Origin of the sequence: uncultured Bacteroides sp., from assembly GCF_910586915.1 — a bacterium.
Lineage (GTDB): Bacteria > Bacteroidota > Bacteroidia > Bacteroidales > Bacteroidaceae > Bacteroides.
The window spans coordinates 14,994-38,345 of sequence record NZ_CAJULN010000025.1 but is presented as its reverse complement, the minus strand read 5'-3'; the positions used below and the strand labels follow the sequence as shown (position 1 = coordinate 38,345).

The 23,352-nt window shown below is 52.7% G+C and carries 14 protein-coding genes; 7 read left to right on the top strand and 7 right to left on the bottom strand.

The features are described from left to right. From QZ331_RS09860 to QZ331_RS09835, 6 genes are all read left to right on the top strand, one after another. A partial coding sequence (locus tag QZ331_RS09860; protein ID WP_294629796.1) for a beta-N-acetylhexosaminidase occupies positions 1-1,360 on the top strand: 1,360 nt, incomplete at its 5' end. Between the two features lie 27 nt (positions 1,361-1,387). Next, positions 1,388-2,056 (top strand): SGNH/GDSL hydrolase family protein, encoded by a 669-nt coding sequence (locus QZ331_RS09855; RefSeq protein ID WP_294629794.1) that lies wholly within the window; start codon positions 1,388-1,390, stop codon positions 2,054-2,056. Between the two features lie 16 nt (positions 2,057-2,072). After that, positions 2,073-5,222: a cyclically-permuted mutarotase family protein gene (locus QZ331_RS09850; protein ID WP_294629792.1), complete on the top strand. Its 3,150-nt coding sequence runs from the start codon at positions 2,073-2,075 to the stop codon at positions 5,220-5,222. A 99-nt stretch (positions 5,223-5,321) separates the two neighbouring features. After that, a complete protein-coding gene (locus QZ331_RS09845; RefSeq protein ID WP_294629790.1) occupies positions 5,322-7,934 on the top strand; it encodes a glycoside hydrolase family 2 protein in 2,613 nt (870 codons plus the stop codon). A 28-nt stretch (positions 7,935-7,962) separates the two neighbouring features. Then, positions 7,963-10,287, top strand: a complete 2,325-nt coding sequence (locus QZ331_RS09840; RefSeq protein WP_294629789.1) for a glycoside hydrolase family 20 protein — start codon at positions 7,963-7,965, stop codon at positions 10,285-10,287. Further along, entirely contained in the window at positions 10,287-12,362 is a 2,076-nt protein-coding gene (locus QZ331_RS09835; RefSeq protein ID WP_294629787.1) for a family 20 glycosylhydrolase, read from the top strand. The genes QZ331_RS09840 and QZ331_RS09835 overlap by 1 nt, the downstream gene beginning before the upstream one ends. A 43-nt stretch (positions 12,363-12,405) precedes the next feature. Here QZ331_RS09835 and dnaJ read toward each other — a convergent pair whose 3' ends face one another. After that, positions 12,406-13,596 (bottom strand): molecular chaperone DnaJ, encoded by a 1,191-nt coding sequence (gene dnaJ, locus QZ331_RS09830; RefSeq protein ID WP_294629785.1) that lies wholly within the window; start codon positions 13,594-13,596, stop codon positions 12,406-12,408. 26 nt (positions 13,597-13,622) lie between these two features. Further along, complete coding sequence (locus QZ331_RS09825) at positions 13,623-14,237, bottom strand: nucleotide exchange factor GrpE (protein ID WP_294629783.1); 615 nt, start codon at positions 14,235-14,237, stop codon at positions 13,623-13,625. A 228-nt stretch (positions 14,238-14,465) separates the two neighbouring features. Between QZ331_RS09825 and QZ331_RS09820 the strand changes: the two genes are divergently transcribed. Further along, positions 14,466-16,088: an ATP-binding cassette domain-containing protein gene (locus QZ331_RS09820; protein ID WP_294629781.1), complete on the top strand. Its 1,623-nt coding sequence runs from the start codon at positions 14,466-14,468 to the stop codon at positions 16,086-16,088. Between the two features lie 77 nt (positions 16,089-16,165). Here QZ331_RS09820 and QZ331_RS09815 read toward each other — a convergent pair whose 3' ends face one another. From QZ331_RS09815 to QZ331_RS09795, 5 genes are all read right to left on the bottom strand, one after another. After that, complete coding sequence (locus QZ331_RS09815) at positions 16,166-17,221, bottom strand: quinoprotein amine dehydrogenase (protein WP_294629779.1); 1,056 nt, start codon at positions 17,219-17,221, stop codon at positions 16,166-16,168. A gap of 25 nt (positions 17,222-17,246) precedes the next feature. Beyond that, the gene (locus tag QZ331_RS09810; protein WP_294629777.1) at positions 17,247-19,340 is read right to left on the bottom strand and encodes a hypothetical protein; all 2,094 of its coding nucleotides are present in this window, start codon (positions 19,338-19,340) and stop codon (positions 17,247-17,249) included. Positions 19,341-19,458: 118 nt separating this feature from the next. Then, positions 19,459-19,824 (bottom strand): hypothetical protein, encoded by a 366-nt coding sequence (locus tag QZ331_RS09805; protein WP_294629775.1) that lies wholly within the window; start codon positions 19,822-19,824, stop codon positions 19,459-19,461. A gap of 25 nt (positions 19,825-19,849) precedes the next feature. Further along, complete coding sequence (locus tag QZ331_RS09800; RefSeq protein WP_294629773.1) at positions 19,850-20,377, bottom strand: Panacea domain-containing protein; 528 nt, start codon at positions 20,375-20,377, stop codon at positions 19,850-19,852. 229 nt (positions 20,378-20,606) lie between these two features. After that, on the bottom strand, positions 20,607-22,799 hold the full coding sequence (locus tag QZ331_RS09795; RefSeq protein ID WP_294629771.1) for a VapE domain-containing protein: 2,193 nt from the start codon (positions 22,797-22,799) through the stop codon (positions 20,607-20,609). Positions 22,800-23,352 lie beyond the last annotated feature (553 nt).

Here is a 23,352-nt window from a genome sequence, read left to right as displayed (position 1 = left end):
AGAGTTGGTGGCTTTCTGCAAGCAGCATCACATGACGCTGATTCCCGAAATAGATATACCCGGACACAGTGCCGCCTTCGTACGCACCTTCCGTCACGATATGCAAAGTCCCGAAGGGATGAAGATACTGAAACTCCTGTTGGACGAGGTATGCGAGACGTTTGATGTCCCTTATTTGCACATCGGCACGGACGAAGTTCAGTTCACCAATCCCCGTTTTGTGCCCGAGATGGTATCTTATGTACGCTCCAAAGGCAAAAAGGTTATCTCATGGAATCCGGGGTGGCACTACAAACCCGGAGAGATTGACATGACACAACTGTGGAGCTACCGTGGAAAGGCTCAGGAAGGTATTCCTGCCATCGATTCGCGTTTCCACTACCTGAACCATTTCGATACATTCGGCGATATTGTCGCATTGTACAACAGCCGTGTTTACAATCAGGAACAAGGAAGCGACGATTTGGCGGGAACCATCTTAGCTATTTGGAACGACCGGCTCGTTGATTCCGAATGGGATCTGATTGCCGGCAACAACTTCTATCCCAATATGCTGGCTATCGCAGAACGTGCCTGGAGAGGCGGTGGAACCGAATATTTCGACAAGAACGGAACCATACTCCCTACCGACACACAATCGCCTCAATTCAAGGAGTTTGCCGATTTCGAACGCCGCTTGCTGTGGCATAAGGAACACACCTTTGCCGGTTATCCCTTCGCCTACGTCCGTCAGACAAATGTGAAATGGAACATCACGGACGCATTTCCGAATGGGGGAGATTTGATAAAGGCTTTCCCGCCCGAAGAGAGCTTGCAGGATAGCTACACCTATGACGGGAACACCTACCGGGTACGTCCTGCCACTGGAGCTGGTATCTACCTGCGTCACGTATGGGGTACGTTTGTCCCCGGATTCTATAAAGAACCGAAAGAGAACCATACCGCCTATGCTTACACCTATGTCTACTCGCCGAAAGAGCAGACAGCCGGCTTGTGGGCCGAATTTCAGAATTATAGCCGTTCGGAACCCGACCTTCCTCCTTTGCAGGGGAAATGGGATTATAAGGAAAGCCGTATCTGGATAAATGAAGAGGAGATACTGCCGCCCGTATGGACAGCCACTCATCGCACCAAAAGCAATGAAATAGCTTTGGGCAATGAAAACTGCGTGGTACGTCCTCCTTTGGAAGTTCACCTGAAGAAAGGATGGAATAAAGTATTTATCAAACTGCCGGTAGGAAAGTTCGTTTCTCCCGAAGTCCGGTTGGTGAAGTGGATGTTCACGGCTGTTTTTGTTACCCCCGACGGGCAGAAAGCATTGGACGGACTTGTTTATTCGCCGGACAAAACATGGAAATAACGAATCAGGATTAAAAAAAGAACAGTCATGAAAAAGACCTTTTTCTTAGCGGTGCTTATGTTGGCCCTGGCTTGGGCAGGCCGTGCACAGGAGCGCAAGTACTCTACGTTTTATTATCAGCGTGCCACCCTGTTTGAAGAGCTTCCGATTACTTCGGACGATATCGTTTTCTTGGGAAACAGCATCACGAACGGCGCCGAATGGGCGGAACTGTTTGGTAACAAACACATCAAAAACCGGGGTATCAGCGGCGACATTTGTATGGGAGTGTACGACCGTCTGGATGCTATCCTGAAAGGAAAGCCTGCAAAAATATTCCTGCTGATTGGTATCAACGACGTCAGCCGTGGTACTCCCGCCGACACCATTGTGGCACGTATCGGGATGATTGTCGGGAAGATTAAGGCGGATTCACCGAAGACCAGGCTGTATCTGCAAAGCGTTCTTCCGGTGACCGACCATTACAATATGTTTAAAGGTCATACCTCCCGTTGGCAGGTTGTGCCGGAAATCAATGAAGGATTGGCCCGCCTGGCAGACAAAGAAGGAGTGACCTACATCGACTTGTACTCGCATTTCATAGACAAGGCAACCGGAAAGATGAACACTGCCTATACGAATGACGGCCTGCATCTGTTGGGAAAAGGCTATCTGAAATGGGTGGAGATTGTAAAACCTTATATCCGAAAGAAATAAACAAGGGAGGAAACACATGAAAAAGATTCTGATTCTATCTCTCTGTCTGTTTGCCTGTTGGGCACTCTCTGCCCAGCAGAAACGGACCAAAGTAGCCTGCGTGGGAAACAGCATCACCTACGGAACCGGATTGTCCGACCGTGCAACGCAGTCTTATCCCGTACAGTTGCAGAAGTTGTTGGGCGACCGTTACGAGGTCGGTAACTTCGGAAAGCCCGGCGCCACCCTGCTCAATCAGGGACACCGTCCTTATACCCAACAGGAAGAATACCGGAAAGCATTGGACTTTGCAGGCGACATCGTTGTCATTCATTTGGGAATCAATGATACCGACCCTCGCAACTGGCCCAACTATCGCGACTTCTTTGTGAAAGATTACTTGAATCTCATCGACACCTTCCGCCAAGTCAATCCCGACGCACGGATTATCGTAGCGCGGATGACTCCGATTGCCGACCGTCACCCGCGTTTCCTATCGGGCACCCGCGACTGGCACGGCGAGATACAGACGGCCATCGAGACGGTAGCACGCTATGCCGGTGTGCAGTTGACCGATTTCCACGAGCCGCTTTACCCATATCCTTTCCTGCTGCCGGACGCCGTACATCCCACTGCCGAAGGAGCAACCATCATGGCCGGAAAGGTTTATTCGGCCATCACCGGCGACTATGGCGGACTGAAATTATCCCCGCTTTATACAGACCACATGGTTCTCCAGCGTGATACCCCCTTGCTGATACAGGGAACGGCCGATGCCGGAGAGCAAGTGACCGTCCGCATAGACGGACAGCAGTGGAGTACCCAAACCGCAGCAGACGGGAAATGGTCGCTGAGACTATCGCCTTTGAAAGCCGGCGGCCCGTACACACTGACAATCTCCACTCCCCGAAAGACTTTGAAATATACGGATGTCCTGATAGGGGAGGTCTGGCTCTGTTCCGGTCAGTCGAATATGGAATTTATGCTGAACCAATCCACTACCGGACAGAAAGACATCCCGCAGGCCGCCAACGGACGGTTGCGTCTCTATGATATGAAAGCACGTTGGCGTACGAACCCCGTGCAATGGGATGCTTCCGTACTTGACTCTCTGAATCATCTCCAATATTATAAAGAGACAACCTGGCAAACCTGCACCCCCGACAATGCTGCCCGTTTCTCGGCAATCGCTTATTATTTCGGCCGGATGTTGCAGGACAGCCTGAAAGTCCCCGTGGGGCTGATATGCAATGCAGTCGGCGGTTCCCCTGCCGAAGCATGGGTCGACCGTCACACATTGGAATACCACTTTCCCGCTATCCTGAAAGACTGGACAAATAATGACTTTATACAAGACTGGGTACGCGGACGCGCCGCACTGAATGTCAAGCTGTCGAAAGAGAAATTCCAGCGACACCCTTACGAACCTTGCTACTTGTACGAGGCAGGTATTCGTCCGTTGGAGCAATATCCCCTCAAAGGAGTCATCTGGTATCAGGGAGAATCGAATGCCCACAATCGCGAAGCCCACGAAAAACTCTTCCAACTGTTGGTCGGCAGTTGGCGCAAGAATTGGAAGAATGAAGAACTGCCGTTCTACTACGTCCAGCTTTCCAGCATCGCCCGCCCATCGTGGCCGTGGTTCCGCGACAGCCAGCGTAGGCTGATGAACGGGATACCCCATACCGGTATGGCAGTATCGAGCGATTGCGGAGATTCGTTGGACGTGCACCCGAGAAACAAGAAACCCATTGGCGAACGGTTGGCACGTTGGGCTTTGCATCAGACGTATGGCCTGTCGGACGTAGTGCCGTCGGGTCCGTTGTTCCGTTGTGCGGAGTTCCGTGAAGATGCGGTGTTTGTGACATTCGACTACGGCAAAGGGCTGAAAAGTTCGGATGGCGCTCCTTTGCGTACGTTTGAAGTTGCCGAGACGGACGGCGTTTATTACCCTGCCGTTGCCGAGGTGGTAGACGGTAAAGTCAAAGTCTACAGCAAACAGGTAAAACATCCGCGCTACATCCGCTACGGCTGGCAACCTTTCACGCGGGCGAATCTGGAGAACGAAGAGGGGCTGCCCGCTTCCACCTTCCGTGCGGAAGCCCCCGGGCGATTCGTTACGGATATCCGTTGGCAGAAGATGGCAGGATTCCCCCGTTCGGAGAAAGGGATTACATCGGGTGTTTCCGCCTGCTATTCGGGTATTCTGAGAGGTGAGCTGCTGATGGCGGGAGGTTGCAATTTCCCCGGTACTCCTGCCAGTGCCGGAGGAAAGAAGAAATTTTATCGGGGCATTTATGCGGCGACGCTGAGCCCTGATACGGTGCTTGCCTGGCGTAAGGTGGGAGAGCTGCCCGTTGCTGCCGCTTACGGCGTTTCCGTCTCCTGTCCGGACGGCATCATCTGCATCGGGGGAACCGATGGAAAAGAGGCACTGACATCCGTCTTTAAAATCAGTTGGGGCAAAAAACCGAAGGCGGCAAAACAAAGAAAAGTCGCGATAGAGTCCCTTCCCGCCTTGCCCTATGCATTGGACAATATGTGCGGTACGTTGGTAGGCAGGCAACTGTTTGTAGCCGGAGGTAACAAAAACGGCAAACCCTCCAACTCATTCCTTTGCCTCGACCTGGACCATCCGGAAGCCGGATGGCAGGAGTTGCCCGGCTTTCCCGGAGACCCGCGGACGCAAGCCGTCTGTGCCGGACAGCTTAAAGATGGCGAAGCACGCATCTTCCTGTGGGGTGGATTTGCCGCTTCCGCCGATGGCAAGCCCGCTACGCTTTCCACCGACGGCTATTGTTACTCTTCTGCATCCCGCCAGTGGACTCCCGTGGCTGCTCCGACAAGCAACGACGGTGAAACCATTTCCTTAGGTGGTGGAACAGCCGTCGCCATCCACGAGAACCTGATATTTTGCACGGGCGGAGTGAATAAGGATATTTTCCTTGCCGCTCTCCGCAATCCCGAAAAGGACTATCTTCTTCATCCTGTCGAATGGTACAGATTCAACGACCGGATATTGGTATATAACATCAGCCAAGACACCTGGCAGGAGGTTGCCCGCACCCCGCATACGGCACGTGCCGGAGCAGCATTGACCGGATGGGATAAGACCTATTACCACATAAACGGCGAATTGAAGCCCAGTATCCGCACTCCCGAAATCGTCAGGATTACGCTCGAATAGGAACAATAATAACAGGTGAAACCAAGATTTTGTTAAATTATCAGGGGAATTTAATGAAAAAACAATATCTTTGACACCGTTAATATCTAATGCCCCACTATGATGATGAATTTAACTGGAAAAAAAGCACTGATAGCGTGCGGATTATTTTACTGTTGTAGCATGGCTTGTGCGCAAAGCAATGACAATTCGGAGGTTCTTACTTTACATTCAGGCTGGGAGTTTTCTCAAGTGGGGACAGAGCTATGGCGCACCGCCGAAGTTCCCGGCACGGTGCATCAGGACCTTATTCAGCACAACCTCCTTCCCAATCCTTTCTACGGAACCAACGAACAGAAAATCCAGTGGGTCGAAAATGAAGACTGGGAATACAGGACCGCATTCACAGTCACCGCCGAACAACTGAAACGTGACGACGCCCGGCTCACCTTCGAGGGACTCGACACCTACGCCGATGTCTACCTCAACGGTGCTTTACTATTGAAAGCCGACAATATGTTTGTCGGCTACACAATCCCCGTGAAGGAATACCTCCGTCCCGGAGAGAACCTTCTCCATATCTATTTCCATTCGCCCATCCGGCAGACATTGCCCCAATACGCATCCAACGGATTCAACTATCCTGCCGACAACGACCACCACGAGAAGCACCTGAGTGTATTCTCCCGCAAAGCTCCTTACAGCTACGGTTGGGACTGGGGAATCCGTATGGTGACCAGTGGCGTCTGGCGTCCGGTGACCCTCCGTTTCTACGATGCCGCCTCCATCAGCGACTACCACGTGAAGCAACTGTCGCTGACCGACCGGGCTGCACAACTGTCCAATGAACTGGAGATAAACAACATACTTTCCCGCCCCATTCAAGCGGAAATCAAAATCCAGGCATCGCTCGAAGGGAAACAGGCGTCCGCCGTTAGCCGGACAGTCACCCTGCAACCCGGTGTCAACCGCATCGAAATCCCTACGGAGATTCTCTCTCCCGTACGTTGGATGCCGAACGGCTGGGGAACTCCGGCTTTGTACGACTTCTCCGCCCAAATCGTCACCGAAGGCAACATCGTTGCCGAGCAGTCCCACCGAATCGGGTTGCGAACCGTCTGCCTGGTGAATGAAAAAGATGCAGACGGAGAATCCTTCTATTTTGAAGTAAACGGCGTACCGATGTTTGCGAAGGGAGCCAACTACATCCCCCAAGACGCATTGTTACCCAATGTAACCGCCGAACGCTACCGGACCTTGTTCCGCGACATCAAGGAAGCGAACATGAACGTCGTTCGCGTATGGGGCGGCGGAGTCTATGAAGACGACCGCTTCTACGACTTGGCAGACGAGAACGGAATATTGGTATGGCAGGACTTTATGTTTGCCTGCACCCCTTATCCGTCCGACCCCACATTCCTGAAGAGGGTAGAGCAGGAAGCCTGCTACAACATCCGCCGCCTGCGCAACCACCCTTCGTTGGCAATGTGGTGCGGCAACAACGAAATACTCGAAGCCCTGAAATACTGGGGCTATCAGAAGAAATACACCCCCGAAATCTATCAAGGGATGCTGGCCGGCTACGACAAACTCTTCCGCGAGCTGCTCCCCGCTAAGGTGAAAGAGCTCGATGCCGACCGCTTCTATGTCCACAGCTCTCCCTATCTTGCCAACTGGGGGCGTCCCGAATCGTGGGGGATAGGAGATAGCCACAACTGGGGCGTCTGGTACGGACAGAAACCCTTTGAATCGTTGGATACCGATTTGCCGCGTTTCATGAGCGAGTTCGGTTTCCAGTCCTTCCCCGAGATGAAAACCATTGCTGCCTTCGCCTCTCCCGAAGATTATCAGATTGAATCGGAAGTGATGAACGCCCATCAGAAGAGCAGTATCGGCAATCATCTGATTCGTACCTATATGGAACGCGACTATATTGTACCCGAGAAGTTTGAGGACTTCGTTTATGTCGGACTCGTATTGCAGGGGCAGGGTATCCGCCACGGATTGGAAGCCCACCGCCGCAACCGTCCCTACTGTATGGGTACGTTATACTGGCAGTTGAACGATAGCTGGCCTGTTGTTTCGTGGTCGGGTATCGACTACTACGGCAACTGGAAAGCCCTGCACTATCAGGCGAAACGTGCTTTTGCCCCTCTCCATATTAACCCTATCTGTCAGAACGACACACTGTGCGTCTACCTGCTTTCCGACTGTCTTGATGCGATGGAGAAGCTGACACTGGAGATGAAACTGACGAATTTTGCAGGCAAGAAAGCCGGAAAGACCGTTGTCCTTCCTTCGTTGTCTCTTCCTGCCAACACCTCGCAGTGTGTCTATCGCACGCCGCTCAACGCTTTGTTCTCTCCGGCAAAGCACCCGCTTGCGGATGACCTGCGTCGTTGTTTCATGCAGCTCACCCTGAAAGACAAATCCGGTCGTACGGTAGCCGAAACAGTCCATTTCTTTGAAAAGACCAAAGAACTGCTGCTGCCCGAAACGAACATCACCTGTAAGATGAAGCAGACAGACGGCAGATGCGAACTGACGCTTCTTTCTCCTGCCCTGGCAAAAGACCTCTTTATCGAAGTACCTTTGCAGGGTGCCCGTTTCAGCGACAACTTCTTCGACCTTTTGCCCGGAGAGCGCAAGACGGTCGTCATCACCTCTCCCCAGATAAAGAAAGGAGAAGCGTTGCCGGTGAGACTCAGACATATTCGCCAAACTTACAATTAAATATCCATTAACACTAAAATTTCAGTTTATGAAACAATTCTTAAAACTAACCGGATGCTTAGCGGTAGCGGGAGTTTTTGCTTCGTGCCAGTCGGCACAGCAGGAGGCCGATTACCAAATCATCCCCATGCCGCAGGAAATCGTTACAGCTCAGGGAAATCCCTTTATCCTTAAGAGCGGAGTGAAAATCCTTTATCCGGAAGGTAACGAAAAGATGCAACGCAACGCACAGTTCCTTGCCGACTATCTGAAAACGGCTACCGGAAAAGAGTTTGCCGTTGAAGCCGGAACGGAAGGCAAGAACGCCATTGTGTTGGCTTTGGGCGCAGAAGCCGAGAATCCCGAATCCTACCAGTTGACGGTTGCCGGCGACGGAATCACCATCACCGGTCCTACGGAAGCCGGCGTATTCTACGGTATCCAGTCTTTGCGTAAGTCATTGCCCATCGCCGTAGGTGCCGATGTGGCTCTGCCGGCGGTAGAGATAAAAGACGCGCCCCGTTTTGCATATCGTGGCGCACACTTCGACACCAGCCGTCACTTCTTTACGGTAGACGAAGTGAAGACCTACATTGACATGATGGCTCTGCACAACATGAACCGTTTCCACTGGCACATCACCGAAGACCAGGGCTGGCGTTTGGAAATCAAGAAATATCCGAAACTGACCGAAATCGGTTCCAAGCGTACAGAGACAGTCATCGGACGCAACTCCGGCGAGTATGACGGCAAGCCGTACGAAGGATACTACACACAGGAGCAGGCGAAAGAAATCGTAGCCTATGCTGCCGAACGCTACATCACGGTGATTCCCGAAATCGACCTTCCGGGACATATGCAGGCTGCTCTTGCCGCTTATCCTGAACTCGGATGTACAGGTGGCCCGTACGAAGTATGGCGTATGTGGGGTGTATCCGAAGATGTGCTCTGTGCTGGCAACGACCAGGTGTTGAAGTTCCTCGAAGACGTATATGCCGAACTTCTCGAAATCTTCCCCTCGGAATACATCCACGTAGGTGGCGACGAATGTCCGAAAGTACGTTGGGAGAAATGTCCGAAGTGCCAAGCACGCATCAAGGCGTTGGGCTTGAAGTCGGACGACAAGCATACCAAAGAAGAGCGTCTGCAAAGTTTTGTCATCAATCATATCGAGAAATTCCTGAACAACCACGGACGTCAGATTATCGGTTGGGATGAAATCCTCGAAGGCGGTCTCGCACCGAACGCAACTGTGATGTCATGGCGTGGCGAAGGCGGCGGTATCCAGGCAGCCAAACAGCAACACGATGTTATCATGACGCCGAACACTTACCTGTATTTAGATTACTATCAGACAAAAGACACCGAGAACGAACCTCTTGCCATCGGTGGCTATCTGCCTGTTGAGAGAGTGTACAGCTACGAGCCGATGCCGGCTTCCCTCACTCCCGAAGAACAGAAATACATCAAGGGTGTGCAGGCTAACCTTTGGACAGAATACGTTCCTACGTTCTCTCACGCTCAGTACATGGTATTGCCGCGTTGGGCTGCCCTTGCCGAAGTGCAGTGGTCTGCTCCCGAAAAGAAGAACTACGAATGCTTCCTATCGCGTCTGCCTCGTCTCATTCAGTGGTACGATGCCGAAGGTTATAACTACGCCAAACACGTGTTTGACGTAACAGCCGAATACACTCCCAACCCCGCCGAAGGTACGTTGGACATCACGCTGAAAACCATCGACGATGCTCCCATCCACTACACATTGGACGGCACGGAACCCACTGCCGCTTCTCCGTTGTACGAAGGCACGCTGAAAATCAAAGAGAACGCCGATTTCGCTGCCGTTGCCGTTCGTCCTGCCGGAAACAGCCATGTGGTTTCGGAAAAAATCAATTTCAGCAAATCGAGCATGAAACCCATTGTAGCCAACCAGCCCGTCAATAAACAATATATGTTTAAAGGCGAATCTACATTGGTAGACGGCCTGAAAGGAAACGGCAACTACAAGACCGGCCGTTGGATTGCATTCTACAAGAACGACATGGATGTGACCATTGACCTCCAGCAACCCACCGAAATTTCGAGCGTTGCCATTTCTACTTGTGTAGAGAAGGGCGATTGGGTATTTGATGCAAGAGGATTCTCGGTAGAGGTATCCGAAGACGGACAGAGCTTCACCAAAGTAGCTTCCGAAGAGTATCCTGCTCTGCTGCAAAGCGATAAGAACGGTATCTACGAGCACAAACTCTCGTTCGAACCGGTGAAAACCCGATATGTGAAAGTGGTTGCCCTCTCCGAAAGAGAAATCCCCGCATGGCATGGCGGTAAAGGCAATCCCGCCTTCTTATTTGTAGACGAAATCACTATAGATTGATGAATAGAAGAAACAGATACGCTAAAGTCTGTCTTTTCTTATGGGTATTGGGAATGTGCCTCGCCGCACATTCCCTCCAGGCACAGTCCGTTATTCCTGCCCCTTTGAAGATGGAGCAGGGTACGGGCTCTTTTTTACTCTCCGAAAAGACAAAACTTTATACAAACCTGCAAGGAGAAGAGGCTCAACTGTGGGAAGAGTGCCTACAGACATTGCCCCTCCATCTGAAAAAAGGGAAGAAGAGAGACACCCGTCAACTCCTTTCCCTGCTGATAACCGACAAGAGCGACCTCTTGCCCTCTCCCGAAAGCTACACCCTCTCCGTCACTCCCGAACGGATTCGGATTGAAGCCACCTCGGGAGCCGGATTGTTTTACGGGATGCAAACCCTGCTGCAACTGCTCCGCCCGTCGGGTGCAGGCAGCTATTCCGTCGGTGCTGTCGAGATACAAGATACGCCGCGTTTCGCCTATCGCGGCTTTATGCTCGACGTGTCGCGTCATTTCTTCACAAAAGAGTTTGTGAAGAAGCAGATAGACGCGCTGGCGTACTATAAAATCAACCGCCTTCACCTCCATCTCACCGATGCGGCAGGCTGGCGCATTGAAATCAAGCAGTACCCCCGTCTCACCGACTTTGCCGCTTGGCGTACGGAAGCCAACTGGAAGAAGTGGTGGAACGGCGACCGCAAATACCTCCGTTTCGACGAGCCGGGAGCTTCGGGCGGTTACTACACGCAGGACGACATCCGCGAGATTGTAGCCTATGCCCACCGTCACTTTATCACGGTGATTCCCGAAATCGAGATGCCTGCCCATTCGGAAGAGACGCTTGCCGCCTATCCGCACATCTCCTGCGCGGGCGAGCCGTATAAGAACGCCGATTTCTGTGTGGGCAATGAAGAGACCTTCACCTTCCTTGAAAACGTGCTGACCGAAGTGATGGAGCTTTTCCCCTCGGAATACATCCATGTGGGTGGCGACGAAGCCGGTATGGCGGCGTGGAAAGAGTGTCCGAAGTGCAAGAAACGGATGGAAGAGGAGCACCTCACGCACGTGGAAGGGCTGCAAAGCTATCTGATACACCGCATCGAGAAGTTTCTCAATAGCCGTGGGCGCCGCCTGCTCGGTTGGGACGAGATACTGAAAGGCGGTTTGGCGCCAAACGCTACGGTGATGTCGTGGCGTAGCGAGGAGGGAGGTATTGCCGCCATTGTTTCCGGCCACCGTGCGGTGATGACACCGGGCAGCCATTGCTATTTCGACAGCTATCAGGATGCTCCCTATTCGCAGCCCGAAGCCATCGGCGGATACCTGCCGTTGGAAAAGGTGTATGCTTACAATCCGGTTCCCGCATCGTTGACGGCAGCGCAGGCGGAGTTGGTCTACGGGGTGCAGGCAAATCTCTGGACAGAGTATATCCCGACGCCGGAACACGTGGAATATATGATGTATCCCCGCTTGTTGGCTTTGGCAGAGGTGGCCTGGTCGGCTCCCGAGCGTAAATCGTGGACAGACTTCCGTGCCCGTGCGCTGAACGCCGTGGCAGACTTGCAGGAGAAAGGTTATCATCCTTTCGATTTGAAAAACGAAATCGGACACCGCCCCGAGTCGTTGGAGCCGGTAGAGCATCTTGCCCGTGGCAAGAAGGTGATTTACAATGCGCCGTTCAACTCGCACTATGCTGCCCAGGGAAACACTGCCCTGACGGACGGCGTGCGCGGCGATTGGACCTACGGCGACGGTTCCTGGCAAGGCTTTATCTCCGGCAAACGCCTGGATGTGACGATTGATATGGAAGAGGAGACCTCCATCCGTTCCGTTGCTGCCGCCTTTATGCAGGTGGTGGGTGCGGAGGTGTTCCTGCCTGCGTCCGTCACGATTTCCGTTTCGGACAATGGAACTGACTTCACAGTGTTGAAGCACCAGACGTTTGAAGTGACCAAAGAAATCCCCATCCAATTCACCGATATCTCTTGGGAAGGAGAGACCAAAGGAAGATACATCCGTTACCAGGCGCAAGCCGGTAAGGAGTTTGGCGGCTGGATATTTACAGACGAGATAATTGTGAAGTAATACAAAACTCCCCACGGATTAACAATCCGTGGGGAGTCCCGCTTTAATCAAAGAATGTTTTGAACTTCTTGAAAATCTTCTCCTTCACCGAAGTGCTGGGCTTGAAGTTGTCCGACTCTTCCATCTTCTCCAACATCGCCTTCTCTTCTTTATTGAGTGCCTCCGGCACATAAATACTGATATTCACCAGCAAGTCCCCCTTGCCATATCCGTTTACGTCGGGCAATCCCTTGCTGCGCAGGCGAAGCACTTTCCCCGGCTGCGTGCCCGAGTCAATCTTCACTTTCACCTTGCCGTCGATGGTCGGAATCTCCACTGCGCCGCCCAACGCTGCCGTCGGGAAACTCAGCAACAGGTTATAAATCAAGTCATTCTCATCGCGAATCAGGTCCGGATGCGCTTCCTCCTCTACAAGAATCAGCAAATCGCCCGCAACCCCGTTGTGCTTTCCGGCGTTACCCTTACCGCTCATCGACAGCTGCATACCCTCTGCTACTCCGGCAGGGATTTTCACCGTCACCAACTCTTCGCCGTAAACGATTCCGTCGCCGCCGCAGTGCTTGCACTTGTTCTTGATGATTTTTCCTTCGCCGTTGCACGCCGAGCAGACCACGCGCGTCTGCATCGTGCCTAAAATCGTCTGCTGGTTGCGAATCACCGAGCCACTTCCGCCGCAGGTGGGGCAAGTCTCCGAGCCGCCGTCGCCTTCCGCTCCCGAACCGTGACAATGGTCGCACGGCACATATTTCTTCAGTTTGAACTTCTTTTCCACCCCTTCGGAAATCTCCTTCAGCGTCAGTTTCACCTTCACGCGTAGGTCGCTTCCGCGATGGCGGCGCTGCTGTGAGCCACTGCCGCCCCCGAATCCGCCGAAGCCTCCGAATCCGCCTCCGAAACCACCGCTACGGCCTCCGAAGATATCGCCGAACATGGAGAAGATATCATCCATTGACATTCCCTGTCCTCCGAATCCGCCTCCGAACGGTCCGCCGTTGCCTGCCGCGCCGCTTACGCCGGCATGGCCGAACTGGTCGTAGCGCGCACGCTTGTCGGGGTTGCTCAGCACCTCGTAAGCCTCGGCTGCTTCCTTGAATTTCTCTTCTGCTTCCTTGTCGCCCGGGTTCTTGTCGGGGTGATACTGGATTGCTTTCTTGCGGTATGCTTTCTTTATTTCATCGGCGTTGGCTGTTTTCGCCACTTCCAATATTTCGTAATAATCTCTTTTCTCTGCCATGCTTATGGATAAAATTTACAAGTTAGTTATTCGCCCACCACCACTTTGGCGTGGCGCAGCACTTTGTCGTTCAGCGTATATCCCGTTTGCACGCAGTCGATTATTTTCCCTTTCAGTTCTTCTGCGGGAGCGGGAATCATGGCGATGGCTTCGTGGAAGTCCGTATCCAACGGGTGTTCTTTCGTTTCGATGACCTTCACCCCGTTTTGTGCCAACACGGACATGAACTTGTTGTAAATCAGTTCGACACCCTCTTTCACGGCATTCACGTCCGTAGCCGTCTCCATCGTCTTGATGGCGCGCTCGAAGTCGTCCACCACCGGAAGAATGCTGCTCAGGCTCTTTTCGCCGCCGTTGAGAATCAGTTCGGCTTTCTCCTTCAGGGTGCGTTTGCGGTAGTTGTCAAACTCCGCCGACAGGCGCAGGTACTTGTCATTCTGCTCCTCGATGGTCTCTTGTGCCTTTGCCAACTCCTGTTCGAGCTCTTCCTCGTGCGTCAGCGGAGCCGTTTCTCCGGCCTGTTCCTCCTGCGGTTGTTCCTCTTGAGCCTGTTCTTCCTGCGGCTGTTCCTCCGCTTCCTTATTCAGAATGTCGTCTACATTCACTTCTTCTTCCTTCATTTTTTTCTCTTTCGGTTCCATATTGGGGTATTTATTATTTTACAACTTTTACAACCGACCGCAAAAACTTTGCCAAATCGGCAGTTTTGCCAAAAAACGCAGCAAAGGTAACACTTTTATGTCAGATTGGCACATAGGGGATAGTCTATAATTCATTTTTATTGCCTACCTTTGCGCACTAAAATGACGTCGGAAGGCCGATGTCTTGTTCTGAAAAACAGTAAACAGTATAATATAGTAGAAAACAAGATGATTACAGTTTCAAACGTATCGGTACAGTTTGGTAAGAGAGTGTTGTTTAATGACGTAAACCTGAAGTTTACGAGTGGTAACTGCTATGGCATTATCGGTGCGAACGGTGCGGGAAAATCCACCTTCCTCCGCACGATATACGGCGATTTGGACCCCACCACCGGTTCGATAGCCTTAGGCCCGGGCGAGCGTCTTTCCGTGCTGAGCCAGGACCACTTCAAGTGGGATGCTTTTACCGTGATGGATACCGTGATGATGGGGCATACCGTGTTGTGGGACATCATGAAGCAACGCGAAGCGCTCTACGCCAAAGAGGATTTCACCGACGAAGACGGGCTGAAGGTGTCCGAACTTGAAGAACGCTTTGCCGAGCTCGACGGATGGAATGCGGAGAGCGACGCAGCGATGCTGTTGAGCGGACTGGGCATTAAGGAGGATAAGCATTACACCCTGATGGGCGAGTTGAGCGGTAAGGAGAAGGTGCGTGTGATGTTGGCGCAGGCCTTGTACGGAAATCCGGACAACCTGCTGCTGGACGAGCCTACCAACGACCTTGATATGGAGACGGTGACCTGGCTCGAGGAGTACCTCTCCAACTTCGAACATACCGTGCTTGTGGTGAGCCACGACCGTCACTTCCTCGACTCCGTATGTACGCACACCGTGGATATCGACTACGGAAAAATCAATATGTTTGCCGGCAACTATAGTTTCTGGTACGAATCGAGCCAGTTGGCACTCCGCCAGCAGCAGAACCAGAAGGCGAAGGCTGAGGAGAAGCGCAAGGAGTTGGAGGAATTCATCCGCCGTTTCAGCGCCAACGTAGCGAAGAGCAAGCAGACCACCAGCCGCAAGAAGATGCTGGAGAAACTGAACGTGGAGGAAATCAAACCCTCTTCGCGCAAATATCCCGGCATCATCTTCACCCCCGAGCGCGAACCGGGCAACCAGATTCTCGAAGTGTCGGGGTTGAGCAAGAAGACCGACGAGGGTGTGGTGCTCTTCAACGATGTCAACTTCAACGTGGAGAAGGGCGACAAAATCGTGTTCCTCTCGCGCAACCCGCGTGCCATGACTGCTTTCTTCGAAATCATCAACGGCAACATGAAGCCCGATGCGGGACACTTCAACTGGGGTGTCACCATCACGTCTGCCTACCTGCCGCTCGACAACACCGATTTCTTCAACACCGACCTCAACCTTGTAGATTGGCTGAGCCAGTTTGGCGAAGGCAACGAGGTGTATATGAAAGGGTTCCTCGGCCGTATGCTCTTCTCGGGCGAAGAGGTGCTGAAAAAGGTGAGTGTGCTTTCGGGAGGGGAGAAGATGCGTTGTATGATTGCGCGTATGCAGCTTCGCAACGCCAACTGCCTGATTCTGGATACGCCTACCAACCACCTGGACTTGGAGTCTATCCAGGCCTTCAACAACAACCTGAAGACTTACAAGGGAAATATCCTTTTCTCCTCGCACGACCACGAGTTTATTCAGACCGTTGCCAACCGCATCATCGAGCTGACTCCGAACGGTATCATCGACAAGATGATGGAGTATGACGAATACATCACGTCAGACCATATCAAGGAGTTGCGGGCGAGAATGTATGGCGATAATAAGTAAACGGATATAAGCCCATGCGATATGGGCACAAAAAAAAGAGGGTTTTTAGCAAAACCCTCTTTTTTTTGTAGCTATCTTCAGTCTCGTATCTCTCCTTTGTGCACTGCCATTCTCACTACCGTGCGTTTGTTGGCGTGTGTGTCCGACACCCAAAGTACGGAGTCGTTCTCCGCATAGATGCGTAGCGGCAGACCGAAGCTGTATCCTTTGATGGATTTTATATTGCCTGCCCATTCCTTCTCGCGGCAGTCGTAGATATTGATGGCATTGTTGTTGCCGGTGGCATACCAACGCTCTTTGCCCGTGGCAAATGTCCGTGGCTTGAAGGCGAGCTTCATTTCCAGGCTGTCGATGTCGATGGAGGTTCCGTTTTTCATTTCATCGTTCACTAAGGCGGGGTCGAGCACGCGTATCCGTTGGTTCTCGTAGTCGGTGAGCAGGATGTTTCCCTCCTCGTCGGGCTGCATATAGTGGGAGGCGAATCCGTTGTTGCCATAACTGCCGTTGTTCGAAGCCTGGCGGTAGCGGTTTATTTTCCCGTTGTTTTCGGGCGTGACGTCCGATTCCTTGTAGACGCTCACCTTTCCGTTCTTGTCGCGTGCGAAGATTAGTCCGTCTTTCACGGTGACCGCTTGCGCCTGGAACACAGGGCCGCTCCAGTTGCCGTTGCCGATGCTGGCGATGTAGCTCAGTTCCGGCAGGTGGAATACGTGGATGTACGACTGCTGCTCGGCTACATACAGCCTTTCGCCTGCCGGTACGATGGCTTCTATCGCGCTGCCGAACTTCCACTCCTTGCCGCCAGCCTCCCACGACTGCAAGGTGCGGAGCGGGCGGTTCTCTTTTTTGCTGAACAGTATCAGAGTCTTGCCGGCTGTCGCGCTGTTTGCTAAGAACAGGGTGTCGCCCAAGTGGGCGACGGTGTTGGGAACAAACTCATTCGCGCTGCCCAACTCCAGCGTTTCCCACGTTATGAGGTCGGTTGCTTCGTACGAGTAGTACCAATAGCTGTTGGTGTACTCTTCTTCGGGTTCGGGTGTTTCGTTGTTGACGATGGGTTCAAACTCTTCCGTGGTGCATTGTGCCGTCAAGGCTCCAAGCGCCATCAACAGGAGATAAGTATATTTTTTCATACGATGTTTCTTTTTGTTGCAATAATTACTTAAGTTCGCTTGTGGGGATGGCGTAGACGCACGCTCCGTTTTTCGAGCGGTCGACTACAAACAGGGTGTTGCGGCGTATGCAGAACTTCTCGGGAGCTTGCAGCGTAGTGCCGCCGACGGTGGTGTAGTCTTTCACGATTTCACCCGTTTCGGCATCGACTTCACAGAGCTTGGCGTTGCCGGCGAAGCTGACAAACAGACGGTCCTTGCAGAAGTCGAGCGCGTAGGGCTGCGCGGCGAAGGTCAGTTGTTTGCTGCATTTCAGAGCGGCTCCCACACGCAGGCCGGCAGGGTTGAAGATGTCTATGCGCTTGGCGGGATGCGTGGAGTACAGCAGTCCGTTGCTTTCGTTTATCGCCATTCCGTAAGTGTTGGTCACCTCGCCCATGTTGTCGGTACGTGTATAGATAAACGGGGTGCTTGCGGGCTGAATCAGGCGTTCTTCCACAAAGTCCACATAACGTTTGTCGTGAATCATGACAACTCCTTTGTGCACCAATACGTCGAAGGCGTGTATGGTCTGTGTCGAAGATGTACCCCAGTTGCCGTTGCCTATGCAGGTGATGAAGCTATGGTCTTTCGCGTCAAAGATTTCGGTACGACTGCCTTCGTGAGTCACATAAATCTTGCCGTTGGCACGGAATACACCGTTTGGTTGTCTGCTGAATGTATTAGTAGTCTTCTTTTCCGTCCATTCCTTGATGCTTCCTAAATGTGTTTTCTTGCCATTGGCAATATTGAAAATCTCCAGGCTGAAGTTTCCAGCAGCATCGTTCACCACATACAGCGTGTCGCCGTATGCATATACGTCTTTGGGGCGGAAGGTGGTTGCCGTGGCTCCAGGCACGTCCGTATGGTCGAGGCGGAAGGTGAGTGCTTCCTTGTCGTTTCCTCCCATGTCGGTGGTTCCGCTTGCGAGCGACAGTCCGCCGTCGATGGCATCCAGTTCGGGGTCTTCGATGATGTATTTGGATGCTACGTAGGGGTCATTGAAATAGGTGTTTCCGCAACGGCGGTTGTGCATGAAGCGGCGGGAGTAGACCGGTATTTTCTTGTCAATTGACAGCGAGCGGTAGACGGTGCCACACAGGGTTATCCATCCCGGGCCGGTCTGTTCGTAGGTCATGTTTCCGGCGTGTCCGTATCCTAAGCAGTGTGCAAACTCGTGGAACAGGGTTTCAGTGATGCTTTTGTCGTCGGCATAGTGTTCCAGGTAGCAATATTCGTGCATACCGTAGGTGGTTCCGCCTCCCAATCCCATTACGCCGGTGGTGTATCCGAAAATCAGTCCTTGATGGTTGCGTGCTTTCGTGAGCAGCGCGTTTTTGTCTATTTCCGTTTTGTTGTTGTTGCTGTGCAGCGGACCGAACTCGTGCAAGGCTTTCTCAAACTCTTCGGACGAGTACATGAAGCTCATGTTCAGTGCGATGGCTACCGCTTCGCGCGTATGCGACGCCTTCATCTTATACTTCCAGCTTGTTTGTGTGTCGCTGTATCTGCCGAAGGCGATGTACCATTTGCATTTGTTCGATTGCAGGCATTTCCAGTACGGGTCGTCACACTCTACGGTGAAGGTGAGGTTCTCTTTGGAGATGTACGGGTTGGCCATGATTTGTATCTTTTTCCCGCTGCGTGTGTAGGCTGTCAGGTCTTCCGTGGCAAAGGGGATGTGTACTCTGAGTTGTTGGAAGGCTTGTACTTTTTCGAGTTCGATGAATTTGAATTCCTCTTCGTAGCCCTCTATCTTCGCCCATATGGTGAGGTTTTTCAGTGCCCGGGGGCTATAGAATCGGAGCTGGAAGTAGTGCTCGTCGTCGAAGAGTATTTGCAGGGGTTGGTTGACGTAGAAGCTGCGCTGGCTGGTGTCGAAATAGACATCGGGCGATTCGTTGTCGTTGAGCATATAATACGTGTTGTCCTCGTTGTAGTCGGCTTCGGACATCTGGATGGGGAAACTGGGTTTTACGACAATGGTGCTGTCGCCACTGTTGTCTTCGTTGTTCGGTAGAATTGCACTCTCTTCACAACTAATCAGCATAAACAGGGTGCTTGCCAGTATCAATAAACCGGCAGGAAGAAACTTTTTCATTCTTTGTTTAAAATTAGATTAAATAGTTAGTTATTGCTTATTCTAAAAACGGGGTGCAAAATTAAATCTTTAATCTGTATTGACAAAAGAATGGGGGGAAGTTTTCTGCCGGATTCGTTTATATCAAACCAAATCTTTTCAATTCGGCTTTGCTGATATGGGAATTTTCTTTAATCTTTTCGCAGACGATTGTAACGTCTTTCTTTTCTAACGTTCCTGCGTTTCTGCTTTTTAAGAGCTTGGTTTTCTTTACGGTCTTGATGGAAGAACAGTCTATGTAACTGTCGTATGAAAGGAAATCGTAATCTTCCTTTCTGACGGAATGCTGCATCGCTTGTACAAAAGGAGGAAGATTCATATTGATATAAGAATTGAATATGACTCCGCCATACACATTTCCGTCACTGTCGAAACCGAGAACGACAAAATATTTGTCACGGCTCGTATCTCCCGGCTTAGGAGTTATGCCGTTAGCTTTATTCATAGTAATATGAAAAACGTTCCCTATTTCAATTTCCGAGGGCTTCATCAAACGCTATTGAATCATTGATGTACTTTATAAACTCTTCACTGGCACCACCGTCGCGGGCAATGTCGCCCGGGGCGATAACATGGTTTCCTTTTTGCGCCCTCGCCTTTTCCCAGCAATTTGTGTGGGATGTCTTTTCCAGTTCTGCAAATTCCATTTTCCCGTATCTGGAAATACATTCGTCCAAAACATCCCTGTCGTACCGGGACAGATAGTCTGTATCAGACTCACGTTTGGGCAATAGGTAATATTCTATGACATGAATGTCCTTTCTCATGCCGGACAGGATGCTTTTTTCTCCTTTTATCGTATTATACAATATGGTCGGTACGGGGCCGTGGGGAAGCGCGCAGAATTTATCGGCTGTCATTACCCGTCCCCATTCAACGAGGCTGCGCTGATTGGCAAAATATAATATATTGAACAGGTGGTAATAATCGATACCACCGGTTTTATTGAGGATGTAAAGTACGACCTCTATAATTTTCTGTTTCTCAAATGCAGTCATTTTGCTTTCTTGTCAATAAATTGGACGTGAATGATTGGATGGAACAAATATAGCGAAATTCTCGATACGAATCACGGTTTTTATATATAAATCGCATATTTAACAACACTTTATGCTCACGAAAGTGCCGGATGTACAAAAAACAGAAAAGCATCTCCCTCCCCGTGCCATTGCTTCTTGCGGGGCGTCCCATTGCTTCTTATGGGGCGCCCCATTGCTTGTTATTGCATCACATCTCGAGAGTGCCCTGTGCGGGAGTCTGCGGCAGGGTAGAGTTGGCGTTCCGTTCCTCCGGAGTGTACTCCACCACCCAGTATTCGGTGATACCGTTTTCCGTTTTGCGGCTGCGGAAGTGGTGGCTTTCGAGCACGGCGGTGAGCGTCTGTTTCGCTTGCAGGTTCGACTGCGTGCGTCCGTTCAGGCTCACCACCGAGAGGAGGTGCGAGGCGGGATACCATTTGGCGTTCAGGTCGCCGGGCCTGGCGGCGCGGAAGTAGAAGAAGAAGTTCTCCTCCACGGGGTCCTTCTGCCGGAACGTCTCGTTGCGGCGGTTGAGGAAGTTCACCTCCTCGTTCTCATACCAGTAGCGGAAGCCCTGGCGGTAGAGGGCGAGCGCCTGCGCATACACCCCGGCGTGGTCGACGGGCGTGCGGTAGTCGATGTCGGTGATGCTGTTGAAGAGGATACGCCGGTTCTCGCCGATGTCGGGCAGACATTGCGGGTTGTTGGTGCTCGCCACGAACGAGGCGCGCCGCACGAAGCTGTACGTCTGTATGTCGAACGCTTTGCGCTCCGTCACCACGTCCTGCGTGATAAGGCTCTTGAGCTCCTGCATACGCCAGGCGGGCAGCGTGTCGAACTCGTCGAGGTTGATGAGCAGGCACGACGAGAGTTGCAGCAGGTGGTCCTTGTTGTCGGGGTTAATCATGCCGTTGCGGTAGTAGCCCTTCAGCTCGGGCGGCAGGAGGTTGCGGATGAAGGTGCTCTTCCCCTTGCCCTGTGCGCCGTGGAGGAGGAGCAGCTGGTGGTTCTGCCGGTCGTCGTCGATGGCACACGCCACCATGCCTACCAGCCAGCGGCGGAAGCTGTCGTCGAAGAAAGGCTGGTCGACCGCCTTCACGCGGCGGGCAAGTCGGCCGATGTAGTCCGTCGTGCCGTCCCACGGGGCGAGCGACGAGAAGTAGTGGAGGAAGGGGTTGAAGGGCACGGCGTAGTCCGAGTCGACCAGTGCGCGCAGCATGGTGGGCGAGCCGTGCAGCCCTTCGAGCTGGGCGTTGATGTAGAACGTGTTGATGTCCTTCGCGCGGAGCGTGGCGAAGGGCTGGGGCGACGTGTCGGGCGCGTCGGGCACGATGCGGCGGTATTCGATTTGCTCCTTCACGACGTTGCGGCGTATTTCGTAGTGGGTGTTCATGAAGCCGATGAGCTGGTTGATGCGCGGCTCCTTCGCCTCCTCCTCGGCGCGGTCGCTCTTGGAGGTGTAGGCGTAGGCGTTGCGGATGGGCGGGGTGGGGTCGAAGCCGTCGAGGTTGTCGAAATGCTTGAGCGTGAGCGATACGGCCTCCTGCTCGGTGAGCTTGCGGCGGTAGCACTGGTTGCCCAGGAAGTAGAAGAAGTTGTCGCGGTTGCCCACGGTGAGCCGCTCCTTGCGGCGGGTGTAGTCCATCGCCTTGCGGAAGTCCATCTGCACTTGCAGCTCGATGGCGGACGCCCCCTCCTGCGCGACGGGCAGCGTGACGATGGGCCCGGCGGTGCGGCGTTTCTTGCGCTTGCACTCCTCGCGGGTGGGCAGCGTCAGTGTCACGCCGAGCGGCTGCACGGCTGCCAGCCGTTCGGCGGAGAGGAAGGCGTCGGGGTCGTGCGAGACGAAGAAGCCGCGTCCGAGGTCGCTGCCACTGGTGTCTACCTTTGTGCCGAGCAGTTGCTCGTAGCGGCGCGTGGCGAGGGCGTACATCCGCCGGTGGTAGGCGTCGAGGGCAGCGAAGTCGGCGGTTCCCCGTGCGTTGAACTCGTCGCGCAGCGCCTGCGCCTCCTCCCCTCTGAGGTAGACGAAGATTTTGAGCCCGTGCCTGCGCGGACTGACGAAGCTGCCCAGCGTGTCGCTGCATTCGTTCGTCAGCCGGCGGTACGTTTCCAGCTCTTCGGCGGGCATCTCGTCGCAGTCGAGCGTGATGATGTCTTGGTAGGCCGCGAGGCTGTAGGCGAGCCGTTCGGTGGTGTAGGTGGCGGTGACGGTGCAGTAGGGCAACTGCTTCTTCATGCGGTCGGCTTTGGCAGTGTCGCCGTCGGCTACGGCGTGGCGCAGCCGTTGGATGCGTTCGCGGTAGGTGTTGCCACGGATAAGTTCAAACTGTTGCTCAATGCTGATGCGACCGGATACGAGTGACAAACCTTTGTATGTCGTTACGTGAATGTTTCCCATGATTAGTTGGTTTTAAATTTATACTTTTTTTCGGGATGTGCTGCAAAGGAACAACCTTTTCGGGGAATAAAAAAACGGGTTTTAGACGCCTAAAACCCGTTTTTTAACGTTACTGCCGCCGGCCTCAGTCGAAGCACATGTTCCGCTTGGCCCTTTGTATCTCATAATCAATCTCTTCGATGCTCAGCGAGGCGTCCGAATGGTTGTCTTTGCGGATGTCTGTGGTGAGCCACGCCAGCCGCGCGATGAACTTCGGCCCCTTGCAACTGAAGGGCGACGAGGGGTTGTAACAGAGGTCGGCAAGGGAGGCGATGCACTCCTTGCGCTGGGCGGGAAGGATGACGATGCGGTTGGAATACAGGCTGTTGACTGTCTGTAGAAGGTGGGTGGTGAACGAGTCGATGTCGGGGAAATCCTTTTTGTCGAGTGTTATCGCCTGTTTGTTCCGGTAGACGAATCCGTCCGGAAAAGTTTCGTTTTTCTCATCTTTTTAATGTTTTTAGATGGGTTAATAATTTTGTTTTTTAACAGAAAAAGCACAAATATGCATCTT

What these genes read in the sequence shown, in the direction of transcription:
- QZ331_RS09855 (WP_294629794.1), top strand. Translation starts at nt 1,388, where the DNA reads ATGAAAAAGACCTTTTTCTTAGCGGTGCTTATGTTGGCCCTGGCTTGG.
- QZ331_RS09850 (WP_294629792.1), top strand. Translation starts at nt 2,073, where the DNA reads ATGAAAAAGATTCTGATTCTATCTCTCTGTCTGTTTGCCTGTTGGGCA.
- QZ331_RS09845 (WP_294629790.1), top strand. Translation starts at nt 5,322, where the DNA reads ATGATGATGAATTTAACTGGAAAAAAAGCACTGATAGCGTGCGGATTA.
- QZ331_RS09840 (WP_294629789.1), top strand. Translation starts at nt 7,963, where the DNA reads ATGAAACAATTCTTAAAACTAACCGGATGCTTAGCGGTAGCGGGAGTT.
- QZ331_RS09835 (WP_294629787.1), top strand. Translation starts at nt 10,287, where the DNA reads ATGAATAGAAGAAACAGATACGCTAAAGTCTGTCTTTTCTTATGGGTA.
- dnaJ (WP_294629785.1), bottom strand. Translation starts at nt 13,596, where the DNA reads ATGGCAGAGAAAAGAGATTATTACGAAATATTGGAAGTGGCGAAAACA.
- QZ331_RS09825 (WP_294629783.1), bottom strand. Translation starts at nt 14,237, where the DNA reads ATGGAACCGAAAGAGAAAAAAATGAAGGAAGAAGAAGTGAATGTAGAC.
- QZ331_RS09820 (WP_294629781.1), top strand. Translation starts at nt 14,466, where the DNA reads ATGATTACAGTTTCAAACGTATCGGTACAGTTTGGTAAGAGAGTGTTG.
- QZ331_RS09815 (WP_294629779.1), bottom strand. Translation starts at nt 17,221, where the DNA reads ATGAAAAAATATACTTATCTCCTGTTGATGGCGCTTGGAGCCTTGACG.
- QZ331_RS09810 (WP_294629777.1), bottom strand. Translation starts at nt 19,340, where the DNA reads ATGAAAAAGTTTCTTCCTGCCGGTTTATTGATACTGGCAAGCACCCTG.
- QZ331_RS09805 (WP_294629775.1), bottom strand. Translation starts at nt 19,824, where the DNA reads ATGAATAAAGCTAACGGCATAACTCCTAAGCCGGGAGATACGAGCCGT.
- QZ331_RS09800 (WP_294629773.1), bottom strand. Translation starts at nt 20,377, where the DNA reads ATGACTGCATTTGAGAAACAGAAAATTATAGAGGTCGTACTTTACATC.
- QZ331_RS09795 (WP_294629771.1), bottom strand. Translation starts at nt 22,799, where the DNA reads ATGGGAAACATTCACGTAACGACATACAAAGGTTTGTCACTCGTATCC.